The sequence below is a fragment of the Salinibacterium sp. dk2585 genome (genome assembly GCF_008001035.1).
GTDB lineage: Bacteria > Actinomycetota > Actinomycetes > Actinomycetales > Microbacteriaceae > Homoserinimonas.
The window spans coordinates 2,136,366-2,151,713 of the sequence record NZ_CP042856.1 but is presented as its reverse complement, the minus strand read 5'-3'; the positions used below and the strand labels follow the sequence as shown (position 1 = coordinate 2,151,713).

Here is a 15,348-nt window from a genome sequence, read left to right as displayed (position 1 = left end):
GCGACTCCTGAGTTGGGAAAGCGCCCTTTCCGTATTCAGGAGTGTCTGTTCGGGCCGGTCGGCAGGGTCAGCGACTCCTGAGTTGGGAGAGCTGGAGTCAGCGGAGGCGGAGCGTGCGCAGTGCCACGAGAAGCGTCACCATGACGCCAACGAGCGGCGTGAACTCCTCAGCCGTGCGCGGCAGCGACATGATGCCCGTGTTGGCCGATACCGTGCGCTGCTCGACGAAACGAAGCAGCCCCTCCGGCCCGTTGCGGCGGCCCAGCCCCGACTCCTTTGCGCCGCCCATGGGCGCGTCGATCGCGGAGAAGGCCGCGCGGTAGCCCTCGTTGATGTTGACGCTGCCGCTCTCGAGTGCGCTGGCCACGCGACGGGCACGACGGATGCTTCCACTCAGGATCGACGCATTGAGGCCGTAGCTCGTGTCATTCGCCGCGACGATCGCCTCCTCCTCGCTGTCGACGATGCTGATGCTCACGAGGGGACCGAAGGTCTCGTTGCTGTGGCACTCCATCTCGGGCGTGACATCCGTCAGCACGGTCGGGGCGTAGAAGAGCGGGCCGAGGTGCGGCAGGGCCCGCCCGCCGGTGAGGAGGGTCGCGCCCTTCGCGAGTGCGTCGTCGACGTGGCGCTGCACGGTCTCGAGCTGTGACGGCAACGTCAGGGAACCGGCATCCGTCGTGTAGTCGTAGGCGGGCCCGATGCTGAGGGCCTCGACGCGGCGCACGAAGGCGTCGATGAAGTCGTCGGCGATGGCACTGTGCACGATGATGCGCTCGATCGAGACACACAGCTGCCCCATCGACGAGAAGCAGGCATACGCGGCGTCTGCAGCGGCCTTCTCGGGGTTGATGTCATCGAGCACGAGGAGCGGGTTCTTGCCGCCCAACTCGAGTGAGACGCCCACGAGCCGTTCGGCGGCGCGCTTCGCGACCGTGCGCCCCGTCGCGGTCGACCCCGTGAAGCACACGTAGTCTGCGACATCCGTCACGGCCGTGCCGATCTCGGCACCCGGGCCCGTGACGACCTGCCAGAGTTCGGCTGGCACACCCGCGTCGATGAAGGCGCGGCGCGAGGCGAGCACGCTGAGGGCACCCTGGTTGTCGGCCTTCTGCACGACGCCGTTGCCTGCGGCAAGGGCGGGGATGACGTCCATGATCGAGAGGCTGAGCGGGAAGTTCCACGGCGTGATGACGCCCACGACACCCTTCGGCCGCACGTCGACGCGCGTCGTGATGACGACGGGAATGGCCGAACGACGCGACTCCGGTCGCAGCACACGCTGCGCCGTCAGGGCGTAGTAGCGCGTGACGTTGGCGGCCTGGAAGACCTCCTCGAAGGCCTGGCCGCGGGTCTTGCCCGTCTCGCTCTGCACCGCGTCGAGGAGGAGCTGGCGCCGCTCGAGCAGCAGGTCGTGCGCCTTCAGGAGCACCCGTCGGCGGTGCGCGAAGCCCGCGTGTTGCCAGGCGAGCTGCGCGAGCCGGGCCCGCTCGGCCGCGTCGCGCACGTCGTCGACCGTGCTGAGGGGAAGCGCGTGCAGCACCTCCCCTGTGAAGGGCGCCATGACGTCGGCGGTGCCGCCCGATGTTGCCGTGAGGTCGGGGACGAGGTCGGCGATGACCTCCGGGGTGAGCTGTGAGCCTGCCATTCCGCCATCCTAGGCGGGGGTGGGTTGAGTGGGCCCGCCAGGCCGTATCGAAACCCTGGGGGACGGTGTCGATACGCGCACTTCTCACCCCGCTGGCGAGACCCCGAGGCTTCGGCCGGCGAGCCCGCGACCGCGGCGGGCGAGCTGCTCGGCCAGGTGCGAGATGGCGGATGCCGCGGCATCCGTCGGCATCGACAGCACGACCGGGCGGCCCTCATCGCCGCCCTCACGCAGGGGAACACTCAGCGGGATGCGGGCGAGCACGGGCACCTCGAGGCGTCGGGACAGCTCGTCGCCGCCGCCAGAGCCGAAGAGCTCGAGGATGCTGCCGTCGGGCTGCACGAGGCCCGCCATGTTCTCGACGATGCCGATGACGTGTTGGCCCGTCTGCCGGGCGGCGATGCCGCTGCGCTCCGCGACCTCCGCGGCGGCCGCCTGGGGAGTCGTGACGACGAGCACCTCGGCGTGGGGAAGGAGCTGGCCGACCGAGATCGCGACGTCGCCCGTGCCCGGCGGCAGGTCGAGCAGGAGCACGTCGAGGTCGCCGAAGTAGACGTCGGTCAGGAACTGCTGGATGGTGCGGTGCAGCATGGGCCCCCGCCACGAGACGGCTGCCTGCCCCTCGACGAACATGCCGATGGAGATGACCTTCACGCCGTGCGAAACGGGGGGCAGGATCATCTCGCCCACGCGGGTCGGTTTCGCGTCGGGGATGCCGAGGATCGCGGGAATGGAGAAGCCGAATACGTCAGCGTCGACGAGTCCCACGCTCAGGCCGCGCGCCGCGAGGGCGACCGCGAGGTTCGCCGTGACGGTCGACTTGCCCACGCCACCCTTGCCGCTCGTGACCGCGATGACGCGCGTGAGGCTCTCGCGCGTGAACGGCATCGTGCGGGTGCGGCCACCCTGCAGGCGCTCGGTGAGGGCACGGCGCTCCTCGGGGGTCATGACCGTGATCGTGAGGTCGAGCTCGTCGATGCCCGCCGTCGCGACCGCCTCGCGTACGTCGCGTTCGATGCGGTCGGCCGCGGGGCATCCGACGATCGTCAGCTTGATGGTGACGGATGCCCTGGCGTCGTCGACGTGCACGTCGCCCACCATGTCGAGCTCCGTGATGGGGCGCCGGATCTCTGGGTCGATCACCCGGGCGAGGGCGGCGCGGACGGCCGCCTCAGTCATTCCGGGGTTCGCTCTTCTCGCGGTCGAGCTCGTCGAGCATGGAGCGCAGTTCGGCGCGGATGAAGTCCTTGGTCGCGACATCCTTCATCGCAAGGCGAAGGGCCACGACCTCGCGTGCGAGGTACTCGGTGTCGTTGAGGTTGCGCTCGGCGCGCTGGCGGTCCTGCTCGATCTGCACGCGGTCGCGGTCGTCCTGACGATTCTGTGCAAGCAGGATCATGGGCGCCGCGTAGCTCGCCTGCAGCGACAGGATGAGCGTGAGCAGCGTGTAGTTGAGCGCGCGGGGGTCGAACTGCAGTTCCTCGGGCGCGAGCGTGTTGTAGGTGATCCAGACGGCGCAGAACACCGTCATGCCGACGAGGAACCAGGGGGTTCCCATCGAACGGGCGAACGCCTCGGAGAAGCGCCCCATGCGGTCCTGGCCGCGCCCGAAGCGGGGCAGCCGGGACTGCTTCAGGTTCTTCGGCTCATGGAGGTCGCCGTCATCGTGCCTTGCCATTCGGGCGCCTCCTTCCTGGGGGAGCGGCGGTCGTGATCACGGGCTGGGGTCGGGTGTCGAGGGTGGGCGGCGAGAAATCGTCGTCCTCATCGTGACTTCGCCAGTCATCGGGCAGCAGGTAGTCGAGCACGTCGTCGATCGTGACGATGCCGACGAGCCGGTGGGTGTCGTCGACGATGGGCACCGAGACGAGGTCATAGCTCGCGAGGATGCGCGCGACCTCCGCCGCGGAGGCGTCGACGTGCACGGGCTCGAGCTTCTGGTCGATGAGCGTGCCGAGGCGCTCGCCGGGTGGGTAGCGGAGCATCCGCTGGAAATGCACCATGCCGAGGAAGCGCCCCGTTGGGGTCTCGTAGGGCGGCAGGGTCACGCAGATCGCGGCGCCGAGTGCTGGCGCGAGTTCGTGACGGCGGATGAGGGCGAGGCCCTCTGCGACAGTCGCTTCAGACGAGACGATGATGGGGTCGGTTGTCATGAGACCACCGGCCGTGTCGGGCTCGTAGTTGAGCAGCATGCGCACATCGTCGGCGCCATCGGGCTGCATGAGGTCGAGCAGCACTTCACTGCGCTCCTCGCTGAGTTGCGCGATGAGGTCGGCCGCGTCATCTGGCTGCATCTGGTCGAGCACGTCGGCAGCGCGGCGATCCTCGAGCTTGTCGAGGATCTCGACCTGGCGCTCCTCGGGCATCTCCTCGAGCACGTCGGCCAGGCGGTCGTCGCTCAGCTCACCCGCGACCTCCAGCATCCGCTGTTCTGGCAGGTCGAGCAGGGCACTCGCAAGGTCGGCGGGGAGCATGTCCTCGTAGGTTGCGAGCAGATGCGTCGCCGACTGCGCCTCGCCGTCGTCGGTGTTCTCGCGCACCTCGTCCCACGATGCGAAGTGCGTGGGGCCCTTGGCGAAGGGCGAGGCGCTCGTCTTGGGCAGGCGCAGGAAGAGTTCGCTGACCTGCCACTCGCCGGGCCCGGTCTCCTCGATCGCGACATCCTCGATCGTGGCCGTGCCGCGGCCGTTCACGAGGGTGACGCGGCGGCCCAGCATCTCGGCGATGACCCGCACCTCGCCACCACGCTGCTCGAAGCGGCGCAGGTTGATCAGCCCGGTCGTGATGATCTGCCCCGAGCTGATGCTGGTGATGCGACCGACCGAGAGAAACACTCGTCGGCGTCCGGGAACTTCTACGATGAAACCGACGACGCGGGGGGACTGGGTGGCCCGGTAGACGACGAGCACATCGCGCACGCGGCCGACCTTGTCACCCGCGGGGTCGAAGACTGAGCACCCGGTCAGGCGCGCAACGAAGACTCGTGTGGGGCTCACGGCTTAACCCTAGCCGCCGCGTGGAAGAATGAGCCTGTGACCAGCCCATCCCCGTTCTCGCGTCGCGACGCCCTGACGCCGAGTCTTCCCCGTGGCGAGATCCTCGGCACCTACGAGACCTACCCGGAGGCGCAGGGGGTTGTCGATCGGCTCGCAAAACGCGAGTTCCCGGTTAAGCAGCTCGCGATCGTGGGCAACGACCTCAAGACCGTCGAGCGGGTCACCGGCAAGCTGACCTACGGCCGCGCCGCGGGTGCCGGAGCGGCGAGCGGCGCATGGTTTGGCCTCTTCTTCGGCCTCATCATGTTCCTCTTCTCCGACAACCCCGGAGCGATCGCCTTCGTGGGCGCGGCGCTCCTCATCGGTGCCGGCTTCGGCATGATCTTCGGCATCGTCTCCTACGCCATGAACCGCAGCCGACGCGACTTCACCTCGACGCACCAGGTCCTCGCGTCGAACTACCAGATCGTGGTCGACCCCTCGCTCGCCCTCCGCGCGCAGGAACTGCTCGCGCAGCCCGAACCGCAGGAGTAGCTCGGGGAGCCCGCGATCAGTCGGCCGCGCGACGCATCCACTGCTCGACGTCGTCTGCCGTGCGCGGGATGCCGACGCTGAGGTTCTCAGCTCCATCCGCCGTCACGAGGATGTCGTCTTCGATGCGCACGCCGATGCCGCGGTATTCCTCTGGCACTGTGAGGTCGTCGGGCTGGAAGTAGAGCCCGGGCTCGATCGTGAAGACCATGCCCTCCTCAAGCACACCGTCGAGGTAGAGCTCGCGACGGGCTTTCGCGCAGTCGTGCACGTCCATCCCCAGGTGATGGCTCGTGCCGTGCACCATGTAGCGGCGGTGGTACTGCTTGTCGGCCTCGAGTGACTCCTTGGCGCTGACGGGGAGCAGGCCCCACTCGGCCGTCTTCTCCGCGATGACGCGCATGGCCTCAGCGTGAATCTCCCTGAACCGGATGCCAGGGCGCACGATCGCGAAGGCGGCATCCGCTGCTTCGAGCACGGCGTCGTAGACGCGACGCTGCACGGGCGTGAAGGTGCCGCTGACGGGCAGCGTGCGGGTGATATCTGCCGTGTAGTAACTCTCGAGTTCGATGCCAGCGTCGAGGAGGATGAGGTCACCCTCGCGCACGGCACCATCGTTGCGCGTCCAGTGCAGGATGCAGGCGTGCGGGCCGCTCGCGGCGATCGTGTCGTAGCCGACCGTGTTGCCGTCGGCGCGGGCGCGCCGGTTGAAGGTGCCCTCGACGAGGCGCTCGCCCCGGGGATGGGCGACGATCTCGCCGCGGTCGGCGATGACGTCGTCGAAGCCGCGGGCGGTCGCGGCGACGGCGAGGCGCATTTGCTGCACCTCCCAGGCATCCTTCACGAGCCGCAGTTCTGAGAGGTCGCGCGCGAGGGCGTCATCCGCCTCTCGCCACGACTCGTCCTCGGGGGAGAGGGTCGTGCGGGTCTCGTCGACGCGACGCGTGACGGCGCCGTCGGCATCCCGAACGACGAGGGTGGATGCGTCACTCGTCGCGACGACGGCGTCGAACTCGGCGAGGTGCTCCGTCGCAATCGCGAGGTCAGCGGAGACCTGACGCAGCGAGGGGCGCGGCCCGATCCAGAACTCGCCGATCTCGGGGTTCGCGTAGAACTCGTCGGAGTCACGCCCCGCGCGCTCACGGAAATAGAGGGTTGCCTCGTGGGTCTCGCCCGTCGGTTCGAGCACGAGCACGGCGCCGGGCTCGCTGTCGGCGCCCCAGCCGGTGAGGTGCGCGAAGGCGGAGTGGGCGCGGTAGGGGTAGTCGGTGTCGTTGGAGCGCACCTTGGCTGCGCCGGCCGGAATGATGAGTCGCCGTCCTTGGTGCAGCGTCGAGATCGCTGCCCGGCGGCGGGCCGCGTGCTCGGCGACCTCGCGGGCACTGGGCGTGGTCCCCTCGCGCTCCGCCCACTGCGACGTGACGTAGTCGGTGAAGGTGGAGGAACTCGGCGTCGTCGAACGGTTGGCCGTTGCTCGCGGCGCTGTGCCCTCGGGGGTCACGTCGGGCGTTGCGGTGCTCGTCGTCTCGGTGCCGGTTGTGTCGGTCGTCTCAGTGGCGTGCGCGTCCATCCAGCCATTCTCCCACTGGGGGAGGGAAAGCGGGCTGGGAGATGCGGCCCAGAGGCCAGCCTGCTTAGGCGACGGCGCGGTAGGTCTTCCGAGTGCGCGCGGGCTGGCGGTGCGCGTTGCGCGGAACGAGGGGCCCGAATAGTGAGGAGATCGGAGCCATCGCGAGCGAGACGTGGTCTTCGGACTCGACGGGGTAGGGCGCGACGGCGGTCTGGCGCTGCGGGAGAACTGCTGGGGTGACGATCGTGTCGTGCATGCCTGTTCCTTCGCTGGTTGGCATCAGGCTGGCGTGCCCGACGGTGTATTTGGGATGCGTGTGGACGAGAGAGTCCATTCTGCAGAACGCCCATTCTGTAGAACGGGTACTCTGTAGAACGCATTCTCTATATAAATACAGAACGCTCCCTCTCGCAAGTCGGATATCAAATCGTGACCTCGAGAACGGACGCGGATGCCGTCGCTCAGGCGGCAGGGCTGAGCACGGCGACGACCGGCCTGTGGTCGCTGCCCGTGGCATCCCGGTCGTCGATCACCCTGAAGCCATCGACGTGCCATGCGTCAGTCGCCATGACGTGGTCGATGGGCGCGCCGAGCGGCGCGGGAACCGAGGTCGGCCAGGTGCCGACCGCTCCGGCACCGGCCAGCGCTGCGGCATCCGTGCAGTCGCCGAGCCGTGCCCCAGCGGCGCGGGGGTCGGCCTGTGCGCCGGGTTCCCGAGAGCCGAGCCCGGAGAAGTGGTCGATCGTCGAGTTGAAGTCACCGGCCATGATGACGTCGTCACCAGAGCACAGTTCCGCCAGGAGTTCGAGGTCGCTGCGCCAGTTGTCCATCTGGCCCTGGACGGGGGCGACCGCGTGCACCGCGACGAGGGTCGGGCCCTCGCCGTCGACGGGCGTCGCCACGAGCGTCGGGAGGACGGAGGTCGTGCGGGCATCCGCTTCGAAGCGGTACTCGCCCAGGCTGACGCTCACGAGCATCGAGGTCGAACGGGCGGGGGAGATTCGGTCGTAGGCGCTCGTGAGCACCCACATCGGCTGGCCCGCCTCGCGCATGAGCAGGGCGGCCTCGATCGCCTCCTCCTCCCGCGTCTCGGGCAGCACGACGACATCAGCCTCGACCTCGAGGGCGAGGGATGCGACATTCGCTGCCTCCGTCGCGGGCCCGAGAGTGTTCCAAGCCATGACGGTCACGGCGTCGGCGGCGCGCTGCGCGGGGTCGATCGAGTCGCCGGGCCCGAAGCCGCGAGTACCGAGCACGGCTCCGCTGACGGCGGAAAATGCGAGGAGGAGCACCGTGAGCGACGCTGCCAGCGGGCGGAAGCCGCGGATGAAGAGTGCGAGCAGGAGCAGCACGACGACGAGCGCGAGGGCGACGGCGATCGCGAGCCCCCGCAACGACACGAGCTGCACGACCCCGCCGAGACGCTGCGCCCCGAACAGTTGTGGCCAAGCCATGACCAGCAGGAGTACGGCCGTCCCTCCGATCACGAGGGCGGCGATGAGTCGACGGAACATGGCCATGCAACACTACTTGGCCCACGCGAATAGAGTGGCGGCATGGCCCGCGTCATCGACCTGCACACGCACAGCAGCGTCTCGGACGGCACAGACACCCCAACGATGCTCGTCGAGGCGGCGATCGAGGCAGGCCTCGACGCGATCGCCATCACCGACCACGACTCCACCGCCGGGTGGGAGGAGGCGCGGCTGGCGGCAGCCGGCACCTCGCTCACCGTCATCCCCGGCATGGAACTCAGCACGCGCCTCGAATGGCGCTCAGTGCACGTGCTCGCCTACCTCTTCGACCCGACGGATGCCGCGATCGTCGCGGAGACGGCTCGCATCCGCGCGTCCCGGCTCACCCGCGCCGAGAGCATCGTGCACAGACTCTCGGTCGACTACAGCCTCAGCTGGGACGACGTGCTCGAGCACACGCAGCAGGGCGCGACCGTCGGACGGCCCCACATCGCCGATGCTCTCGTCGCGAAGGGGCATGCGGCGACCCGCAGCGAAGCATTCGAGTCGATCCTGCACCCACGGCACGGCTACACGAGGCCGCACTACGCGCCCGACCCTGTCACGGCCGTGCGGCTCATCCGGGCTGCAGGGGGTGTGCCAGTGCTCGCCCACCCGGCAACCGAAGGTCGGGATGCCGTCGTCGACGAGGACACCCTCGCACGCCTGGTCGAGGCGGGCCTGCTCGGGCTCGAGGTGGGGCACCGCGAGAACACCGAGTCAGGAAAGCGGATGCTGCGGCGCCTCGCCGAACGCTACGAGCTCGTCATGACCGGCTCGAGTGACTACCACGGCTTTGGCAAGCCGAACCGCCTCGCAGAGTTCACGACCCAGGAGGCCGTGCTCGAGCGGATCATTGCGCAAGGCACCGGCTCGGCGCCGTTCCTCCCCTAGCGGCTCAGGCGGTGGGCGGCGTGCTGCCCGCGCCCGTGCTGGGGCGGCGGGTGCGGCGACGCCGACGACGCGGCTCGCCGCCATCGTGCGTGCCCGCGCCCTCGGGCTTCGCGGCACCCTCGGCCTCGCTGCGGCCTTGTTGGCGACGGCGACCGTCTGCGGCGCCACGCTCGCGCACAGGCCGTCCGGAGCCACTGCGGCTGGAGCCTGAGGCGCCCGAGGCACCGGTGCGCGGTTCGCGCGCCCGCACGGGACCAGCGCTCGCGAGACGACCCTTGGTGCCCTCGGGGATGTCGAGGTCGCTGAAGAGGTGCGGCGAGGAGGAGTAGGTCTCGACGGGCTCATCGATGCCCATCTCGAGCGCGCGGTTGATGAGCGCCCACTTGTGCAGGTCGTCCCAGTCCACGAAGGTGACCGCGATACCGGTCTTGCCTGCGCGGCCCGTGCGGCCCGCACGGTGCAGGTAAGTGTCGTGGTCGTCGGGCACCGTGTGGTTGATGACGTGCGTGACGTCATTGACGTCGATGCCGCGTGCCGCGACATCCGTTGCGATCAGGATGTCCTTCTTGCCGGCCTTGAACGCGGCCATGGCGCGCTCACGCTGGTCCTGGTTGAGGTCGCCATGCACGGCGGCGGCGTTGAAGCCGCGCTCGTTGAGCTCCTCGACGAGCTTCGCGGCGGCACGCTTGGTGCGCGTGAAGATGACGGTCTTGCCGCGGCCCTCCGCCTGCAGGATGCGCGCGATCACTTCGTCCTTGTCGAGGCTGTGGGCGCGGTAGACGACGTGCTTGATATTCGCCTGCGTGAGACCCTCGTCAGGGTCGGTCGCGCGGATGTGGATCGGCTTGTTCATGAAGCGACGCGCGAGGGCCACGATGGGGCCGGGCATCGTCGCGGAGAAAAGCATCGTGTGACGTGTGGGGTTGGTCTGCGAGAACAGCTTCTCGATGTCGGAGAGGAAGCCGAGGTCGAGCATCTTGTCGGCCTCGTCGAGCACCATGACCTTGACGTCCTTGAGCGAGAGCATGCGCTGGCTCGCGAGGTCGAGCAGGCGACCGGGGGTGCCCACGACGACCTGTGCGCCCGCCTTCAGCTGCTCGATCTGGCCCTCGTAGGCCTTGCCGCCGTAGATCGCGGCAACCTGCGTGGAGCGGTTGGATGCGGCAAGCGTCAGGTCTTCCGCGACCTGCACGCAGAGCTCGCGGGTTGGCACGACGACGAGCGCCTTGACGCCGGGCTCGGGATTGGTGCCGAGCGACTGCAGGAGGGGGAGGCCGAAGCCGAGGGTCTTGCCCGTGCCTGTCTTCGCCTGGCCGATGATGTCCTGGCCGCCGAGACCCATGGGAATCGTCTGGGTCTGGATGGGGAAGGGCGAAGTGATGCCCTTCGACGCGAGCGCGTCGACCATGTCCTGCTCGATGCCGAGGTCAGCGAAGGTCTGCTCTGCGACGGGAGCCGCCGTTGCGTCGATCTCGATTGAATCCGTGTCGGGGTTGATCTGTTCTGAAGTCACGATGAGTGTGCCCTGTTCCGAAGCGTGCGTACGCCCGCTCTTGACCTGGGGCGTAAGGAGCCTCCACCAGAAGCGGGAGGCATTGCCACCCAGTTTAGGGGATGCGCGTCTGATAAGCCCCTCGACGCTAGTCTTTATGCGTGATGTCCCTCTTCGGCCGCCGACCCCGCCCGGTTCACGCGCCCAAGCTCAGGCAGCGGCGCTCGTCGTCTGACCAGGCCGTCAACAGGGTCAGTCTTGCCGAGCTCACCCCCGACCTGCCGCGGTATCTGGGCCAGGCGGCGTCGCTGCAGCTGTCGAACTTCGAGGTCGTTTCCGGCGCCATCGCGCACTCGCCCACGACGCGCGACAAGGTCGCGCTCACGCGGGTCGCCCGCGTGTCGCTCTCGAAGCTTGAGGGTCTCCTCGCGGAGATCGAACGAGGCGGAGACCGTCCGGAAGAGCTCATGGAGTACTTCGCCGCCCCTGTCGAATCATTCCGTGAGCGCACGCGCAGCAGCGACTGGCACGAGACCGTCGTGACGAGCTACATCACCGCCAGCATGCTGACCGACTTCTTCCTGGCGCTCGCCGACGGCCTGCCTCCCGCTCCTCGCGAGCGCATCCAGGCGGTGCTCTCCAACGACCCCAGCCAGATCATCGTCGAGCAGCTGCGCAACGCGATCGACGCTGAGCCCGTGCTCGCGTCGCGCCTGGCGCTGTGGGGCCGGCGTCTTGTTGGCGATACCCTGCTCGTCGCGCGGTCATCCCTCGCCGTGCCCGGCCGGGTTGCGCCAGACGAGGCACGGCTCGAGCCCGTCTTCACGGAACTCATCGCGGCACACACGCGCCGCATGGACGCGCTCGGGCTCACTGCCTGAGCCTTCGCGCCCTACCCGGCGCACGCCTCCCGGGGCAGACTGGGGGAATGACCACCCCCACGATCACTCTGAACGACGGGCGCGACATCCCCGCCCTCGGCCTCGGCACCTACAAGCTCACGGGCGACGATGGCATCGCCGCCATGACCGCCGCCGTCGCATCGGGCTACCGGATGCTCGACACGGCGCTCAATTACGGCAACGAGCGCGAGGTGGGCGAGGCGGTGCGTGCGGCCGCAGGGCTCGAGCAGCCCGTCTCGCGGGACGAGCTCTTCGTCACGACCAAGCTGCCCGGGCGTCACCACGGCTTCGACGAGGCGATCGCGAGCCTCGAGGAGTCGCTCGGCAACCTCGGGCTCGACTATGTCGACCTCTACCTGATCCACTGGCCGCTGCCGAAGGTGGATCGCTACGTCGATGCATGGCGCGGCTTCATCGAGCTTCGCGAGCGCGGCCTCGCTCGTTCGATCGGGGTGAGTAACTTCACGCCGCAGCACCTCACGCGACTCATCGAGGAGACCGGGGTGACGCCCGCCGTCAACCAGGTGGAGTTGCATCCGCGCTTCTCGCAGGAACCACTTCGCCACTTCCACAGGGAGCATGGCATCGTCACGCAGAGCTGGAGTCCGCTCGGCTCCCGGCACGCGGACTTCGCGACCGAGCCCGCCATCGTGGAGATTGCTGAGGCGCTCGGCGTGACCCCGACGCAGGTTGTGCTGCGCTGGCACGTGCAACTCGGTGCCATCCCACTGCCGAAGTCGGGGGATGCCGAGCGACAGCGCGAGAATCTCGACGTCTTCGGCTTCGAACTCGACGACGAGCAGGTCGCCGCGATCAGCGCCCTGGAGGCCGGCCGACTCTGGGATGGCGACCCTGACACACACGAGGAGTTCTAGGGGCAGGCTCAGCCTCCTCCCGGCGCGTGGGCGGCGCGCTCACAGACGTCGTCCACCATGATTGACGGATGCTGCGGCGCCATCCAATCCTGAGCCTCGCGACCTTCGGCTACCTCGCCGTCGTCGCGTGGATCACGCTGGGGCCGCAACCGCTCGACGACGAAGGGCGCGGCCTGCTGCTGCGCGTCATCCGGTGGCTGCAGCGGCATGAGGCGACCGACTGGGTCTCCTACAGCGGCGTCGAATTCACGGCGAACGTGCTCATGTTCGTGCCCCTCGGGCTCATGTTCGTGTTGCTGCTCGGTCGGCGGCTCTGGTGGGTCGCCATCGTCCTCGCCGTCGCGCTCACGGTCGGCATCGAGGCGATCCAGGTCACGCTTCCCGAGCGGGTCGCCGACCCGCGCGACCTGGCCTCCAACTCCCTCGGCGCCGTCATCGGCGTCTTCTTCGCGCTCGTAATCACGTGGCCGAAAGCCGTCGCCATCCGAAGGAATGCTCGCGCGCTCCACGCGTGAACGCTCCGCGTCCGCCGCTGCTCGAGCGTTCAGTTGGCAAGGACGGCAACGGATGCCTCGCGCACGCCCGTGATATTCGTCACGGTTGCGTAGCCCGCTCGCAGGAGTGCCGCATCGGAGCCCTCCTCCTGGTCGGCCGGAGTGTCGGAGACCTCGAGGCGCACGTCGTCGTCGCCCCCGACCGCGGTGAGCGTCTGCACGATACCGAAGGCGGCGAGGGGGCCCTCCCGCAGCTCGGTCTTCGTGTCGACATTCGGCACATTGAGGTTGAAGACCGTGCCCGGTTGCTGCGCGAGCAGGAGCGGCACGAGGTGGGAGACGTGGGGCGCGGCAGCATCCCACAGGCAGGCATCCGGATCCATGCCGACGTCAAGCGAAACGGCAAGGCCTCGCGCGCCGTTAACCCCCGCCGTGAGGGCCGCGCCCACCGTGCCGGAGTGGAGGATCGCGTGCCCGACGTTTGCGCCGCGATTGACGCCCGAGAAGACGATGTCGGGCACGAAGCCGAAGGCGCCGTGGGCGGCGATGAGTGAGATGAGAGCAGGCGCGGCGTCGACAGCGAAGACGGGGATGTCGAAGCCCTCCAGCTCGTGCCGGGAGTACGGCACGCGCCCGTCGGCATTCGCGCCCAGGATCGACGCGCTGCTGCCGCTCGACTGCTCGGAGGGGCCCGCGATGACGACGTCGAGCCCCGACTCGATCGCCATGCGGGCAAGCCTGTGCAGGCCGGGGGAATCGATTCCGTCGTCGTTCGTGATGAGTGCCGTTGTCATTGCGGTCTTCACTCCTCCTTGGCCCGTGCGGCCAGGTCTCCCGGTGTCGTGGTGGTCGCGGTATCCGTCGTCGGCTCCTGGGTGGCCCGTACCTCAGCGAGGGTGCGCAGCTTCTCGATCGCCTCGGCGTCTCCCGTGCCCAGCCCGTGGCGGGTCACGTTGAGGGCCCCCGCCGCGGCGCCGAGGCGCACGGCATCAAGGAGCGACTCGCCACGCGCGATGGCCGCCGTCACGCCGGCCGTGAGGGAATCGCCCGCGCCGCGCGTATCGGCCGCCTCGAACTCGGGCATGTGCACCTCGTGGAATGTGCCGTCCTGGAGCACGAGGATCGGCTCGGGGGAGCGGCTGACGATGACGGAGCGGGCACCCCCCTGCGCCATGGCGCGCATTCCCGCCATGATGCTGTCGTCGTCGGCCTTGCTCGCGCGCCCATCAGCGACCAATTCCTCATCGCTCACCTTGACGACCTCGACACCCCCCTCCAGGGCCGCCGAGAGTCGCTCGCCGGCGAGGTCGACGATGACCGTGCAGCCGGCGGCACCGAGGTCTGCGGCCAGCCGCCGGTAGACCTCTGCGGGGAGCGTCTCATCGCCGGCCGGGCCGCTCAGGATGACGGCGTCAGCGCCGAGCGCCTCGCGGAGCGTGAGGGTGTACAGCTCGTCGAGGGTGTGCCTGTCGAGGGGGGAGCCGTCGATCTCGACGACCGATTCGCGCTCGCCGCCACGCCGGTCGTGCACATAGCCGCCCCCATTGCCGTCGACCTCGACGGCCTCGACCGTGAATCCCTCATCCGATAGGAGAGGGCCGAGCACGGTGCCGCTCTCGCCGATGAGGGCGCAGCACATGGTGACATCGACGCCCATGCGCCGCAGCATCCGCCCCTGCCAGACGCCCTGGCCGCCCGCGTGCAGGTGCAACTCGTCGCCAGCGCCATGGTTCTCGACCGTGACAGTGAGGAGAGGGGATGGGGCAAAGATCACCACGCGGCTCATGGCCGCGACGCTAGGACCGCTCCCTTGAAGGTGGCTGGATGCGCAGCGAGGGCTTCGAGAGTGGTGGCGCGCCTAGCCCTTGGCGAGCTCTTGGAAGAGCTGCTCGTCGGCCGCGATGCGGCGCTTCGGGAGCACAAGGCCGACGATGAGCGCGGCGATGGGCCCCGCCGCAATCGAGGCGACCCAGATCCAGCCGCCGTCGAATGGCCAGCCGAGCCACGTCAGTGCGCTCCAGACGACTGCCGATACCGCTGTGCCGACCGCACCGAGGAGTGCGGCGCCGCGAAGCTCGCGGCGTGGCAGGGCGAAGTGCACCGCGAGCGACAGGATGAGTCCGCCGAGAACGGCGAACAGCATCTCCATGTTCACGCTACGAAACCCACCCGGCGGGGGTTCTCGGCACCGATCTCGAGGTAACCGAGCGAAGCGACCGGCACGACGTAGAGGCTGTCCTTGTCGTCCTTCAGGCTGAAGTACTTCGCGTCGGTGTCGAGGGCCTGCGCCACGACTGCCTGGATGTCCGCCGCGGACTGGCTCGACTCGAAGCTGATCTCGCGGGCGCTGTTGATGATGCCGATTCGAATTTCCACGTGCCCAGAGTACGACATGGCGCCCCGCGACGAGTCGGCGTTCGTCCACGGCGCAA

Annotated in this window: 17 protein-coding genes; 5 read left to right on the top strand and 12 right to left on the bottom strand. The window is 68.8% G+C overall.

All coding sequences use genetic code 11. The annotated features are described in order from the left end of the window. Positions 1-97: 97 nt before the first annotated feature. The 4 genes from FVA74_RS10080 to FVA74_RS10065 all read right to left on the bottom strand — a co-directional run bounded on the left by FVA74_RS10080 (position 98) and on the right by FVA74_RS10065 (position 4,644). Entirely contained in the window at positions 98-1,648 is a 1,551-nt protein-coding gene (locus tag FVA74_RS10080) for a succinic semialdehyde dehydrogenase (protein WP_147722082.1), read from the bottom strand. 84 nt (positions 1,649-1,732) lie between these two features. Further along, positions 1,733-2,827, bottom strand: a complete 1,095-nt coding sequence (locus tag FVA74_RS10075; RefSeq protein WP_147722081.1) for a P-loop NTPase — start codon at positions 2,825-2,827, stop codon at positions 1,733-1,735. Next, on the bottom strand, positions 2,820-3,326 hold the full coding sequence (locus tag FVA74_RS10070) for a DUF1003 domain-containing protein (protein ID WP_147722079.1): 507 nt from the start codon (positions 3,324-3,326) through the stop codon (positions 2,820-2,822). The genes FVA74_RS10075 and FVA74_RS10070 overlap by 8 nt, the downstream gene beginning before the upstream one ends. Beyond that, positions 3,310-4,644, bottom strand: coding sequence for a magnesium transporter MgtE N-terminal domain-containing protein (locus tag FVA74_RS10065; protein WP_147722077.1), 1,335 nt, complete (start codon positions 4,642-4,644; stop codon positions 3,310-3,312). Before FVA74_RS10065 ends, FVA74_RS10070 begins: the two co-directional genes overlap by 17 nt. A 36-nt stretch (positions 4,645-4,680) precedes the next feature. Here FVA74_RS10065 and FVA74_RS10060 point away from each other — a divergent pair, with 36 nt between their 5' ends. Further along, positions 4,681-5,178, top strand: coding sequence for a general stress protein (locus FVA74_RS10060; protein ID WP_240792209.1), 498 nt, complete (start codon positions 4,681-4,683; stop codon positions 5,176-5,178). 16 nt (positions 5,179-5,194) lie between these two features. Here the strand turns inward: FVA74_RS10060 and FVA74_RS10055 are convergent, their stop codons facing one another. From FVA74_RS10055 to FVA74_RS10045, 3 genes are all read right to left on the bottom strand, one after another. Further along, on the bottom strand, positions 5,195-6,745 hold the full coding sequence (locus tag FVA74_RS10055; RefSeq protein ID WP_147722075.1) for an aminopeptidase P family protein: 1,551 nt from the start codon (positions 6,743-6,745) through the stop codon (positions 5,195-5,197). A 64-nt stretch (positions 6,746-6,809) separates the two neighbouring features. Next, positions 6,810-7,001: a hypothetical protein gene (locus FVA74_RS10050; protein WP_147722073.1), complete on the bottom strand. Its 192-nt coding sequence runs from the start codon at positions 6,999-7,001 to the stop codon at positions 6,810-6,812. Positions 7,002-7,206: 205 nt separating this feature from the next. Next, positions 7,207-8,265, bottom strand: a complete 1,059-nt coding sequence (locus FVA74_RS10045; protein ID WP_240792208.1) for an endonuclease/exonuclease/phosphatase family protein — start codon at positions 8,263-8,265, stop codon at positions 7,207-7,209. 36 nt (positions 8,266-8,301) lie between these two features. On the opposite strand from FVA74_RS10045, the gene FVA74_RS10040 reads away from it, so the two are divergent. Further along, positions 8,302-9,153, top strand: a complete 852-nt coding sequence (locus tag FVA74_RS10040) for a PHP domain-containing protein (RefSeq protein ID WP_147722071.1) — start codon at positions 8,302-8,304, stop codon at positions 9,151-9,153. A gap of 4 nt (positions 9,154-9,157) precedes the next feature. Here the strand turns inward: FVA74_RS10040 and FVA74_RS10035 are convergent, their stop codons facing one another. Then, the gene (locus tag FVA74_RS10035) at positions 9,158-10,561 is read right to left on the bottom strand and encodes a DEAD/DEAH box helicase (protein WP_147723176.1); all 1,404 of its coding nucleotides are present in this window, start codon (positions 10,559-10,561) and stop codon (positions 9,158-9,160) included. Positions 10,562-10,809: 248 nt separating this feature from the next. On the opposite strand from FVA74_RS10035, the gene FVA74_RS10030 reads away from it, so the two are divergent. The 3 genes from FVA74_RS10030 to FVA74_RS10020 all read left to right on the top strand — a co-directional run bounded on the left by FVA74_RS10030 (position 10,810) and on the right by FVA74_RS10020 (position 12,937). Beyond that, positions 10,810-11,526: a ferritin-like fold-containing protein gene (locus FVA74_RS10030; RefSeq protein ID WP_240792359.1), complete on the top strand. Its 717-nt coding sequence runs from the start codon at positions 10,810-10,812 to the stop codon at positions 11,524-11,526. Between the two features lie 47 nt (positions 11,527-11,573). After that, complete coding sequence (locus FVA74_RS10025; protein WP_147722067.1) at positions 11,574-12,422, top strand: aldo/keto reductase; 849 nt, start codon at positions 11,574-11,576, stop codon at positions 12,420-12,422. A 68-nt stretch (positions 12,423-12,490) separates the two neighbouring features. Next, positions 12,491-12,937, top strand: a complete 447-nt coding sequence (locus FVA74_RS10020) for a VanZ family protein (protein WP_147722065.1) — start codon at positions 12,491-12,493, stop codon at positions 12,935-12,937. A gap of 29 nt (positions 12,938-12,966) precedes the next feature. Here FVA74_RS10020 and surE read toward each other — a convergent pair whose 3' ends face one another. The 4 genes from surE to FVA74_RS10000 form a co-directional block, all read right to left on the bottom strand. Next, positions 12,967-13,710 carry a 5'/3'-nucleotidase SurE gene (gene surE / locus FVA74_RS10015; RefSeq protein ID WP_147722063.1) on the bottom strand — a complete coding sequence of 248 codons (744 nt, stop codon included), beginning with the start codon at positions 13,708-13,710 and terminating at the stop codon, positions 12,967-12,969. Positions 13,711-13,718: 8 nt separating this feature from the next. Further along, positions 13,719-14,702 carry a 1-phosphofructokinase family hexose kinase gene (locus tag FVA74_RS10010; protein WP_147722061.1) on the bottom strand — a complete coding sequence of 328 codons (984 nt, stop codon included), beginning with the start codon at positions 14,700-14,702 and terminating at the stop codon, positions 13,719-13,721. A gap of 72 nt (positions 14,703-14,774) precedes the next feature. Continuing rightward, the gene (locus FVA74_RS10005) at positions 14,775-15,065 is read right to left on the bottom strand and encodes a hypothetical protein (RefSeq protein WP_147722059.1); all 291 of its coding nucleotides are present in this window, start codon (positions 15,063-15,065) and stop codon (positions 14,775-14,777) included. 2 nt (positions 15,066-15,067) lie between these two features. Beyond that, the gene (locus tag FVA74_RS10000; RefSeq protein ID WP_147722057.1) at positions 15,068-15,292 is read right to left on the bottom strand and encodes a DUF3107 domain-containing protein; all 225 of its coding nucleotides are present in this window, start codon (positions 15,290-15,292) and stop codon (positions 15,068-15,070) included. Positions 15,293-15,348: the final 56 nt, after the last annotated feature.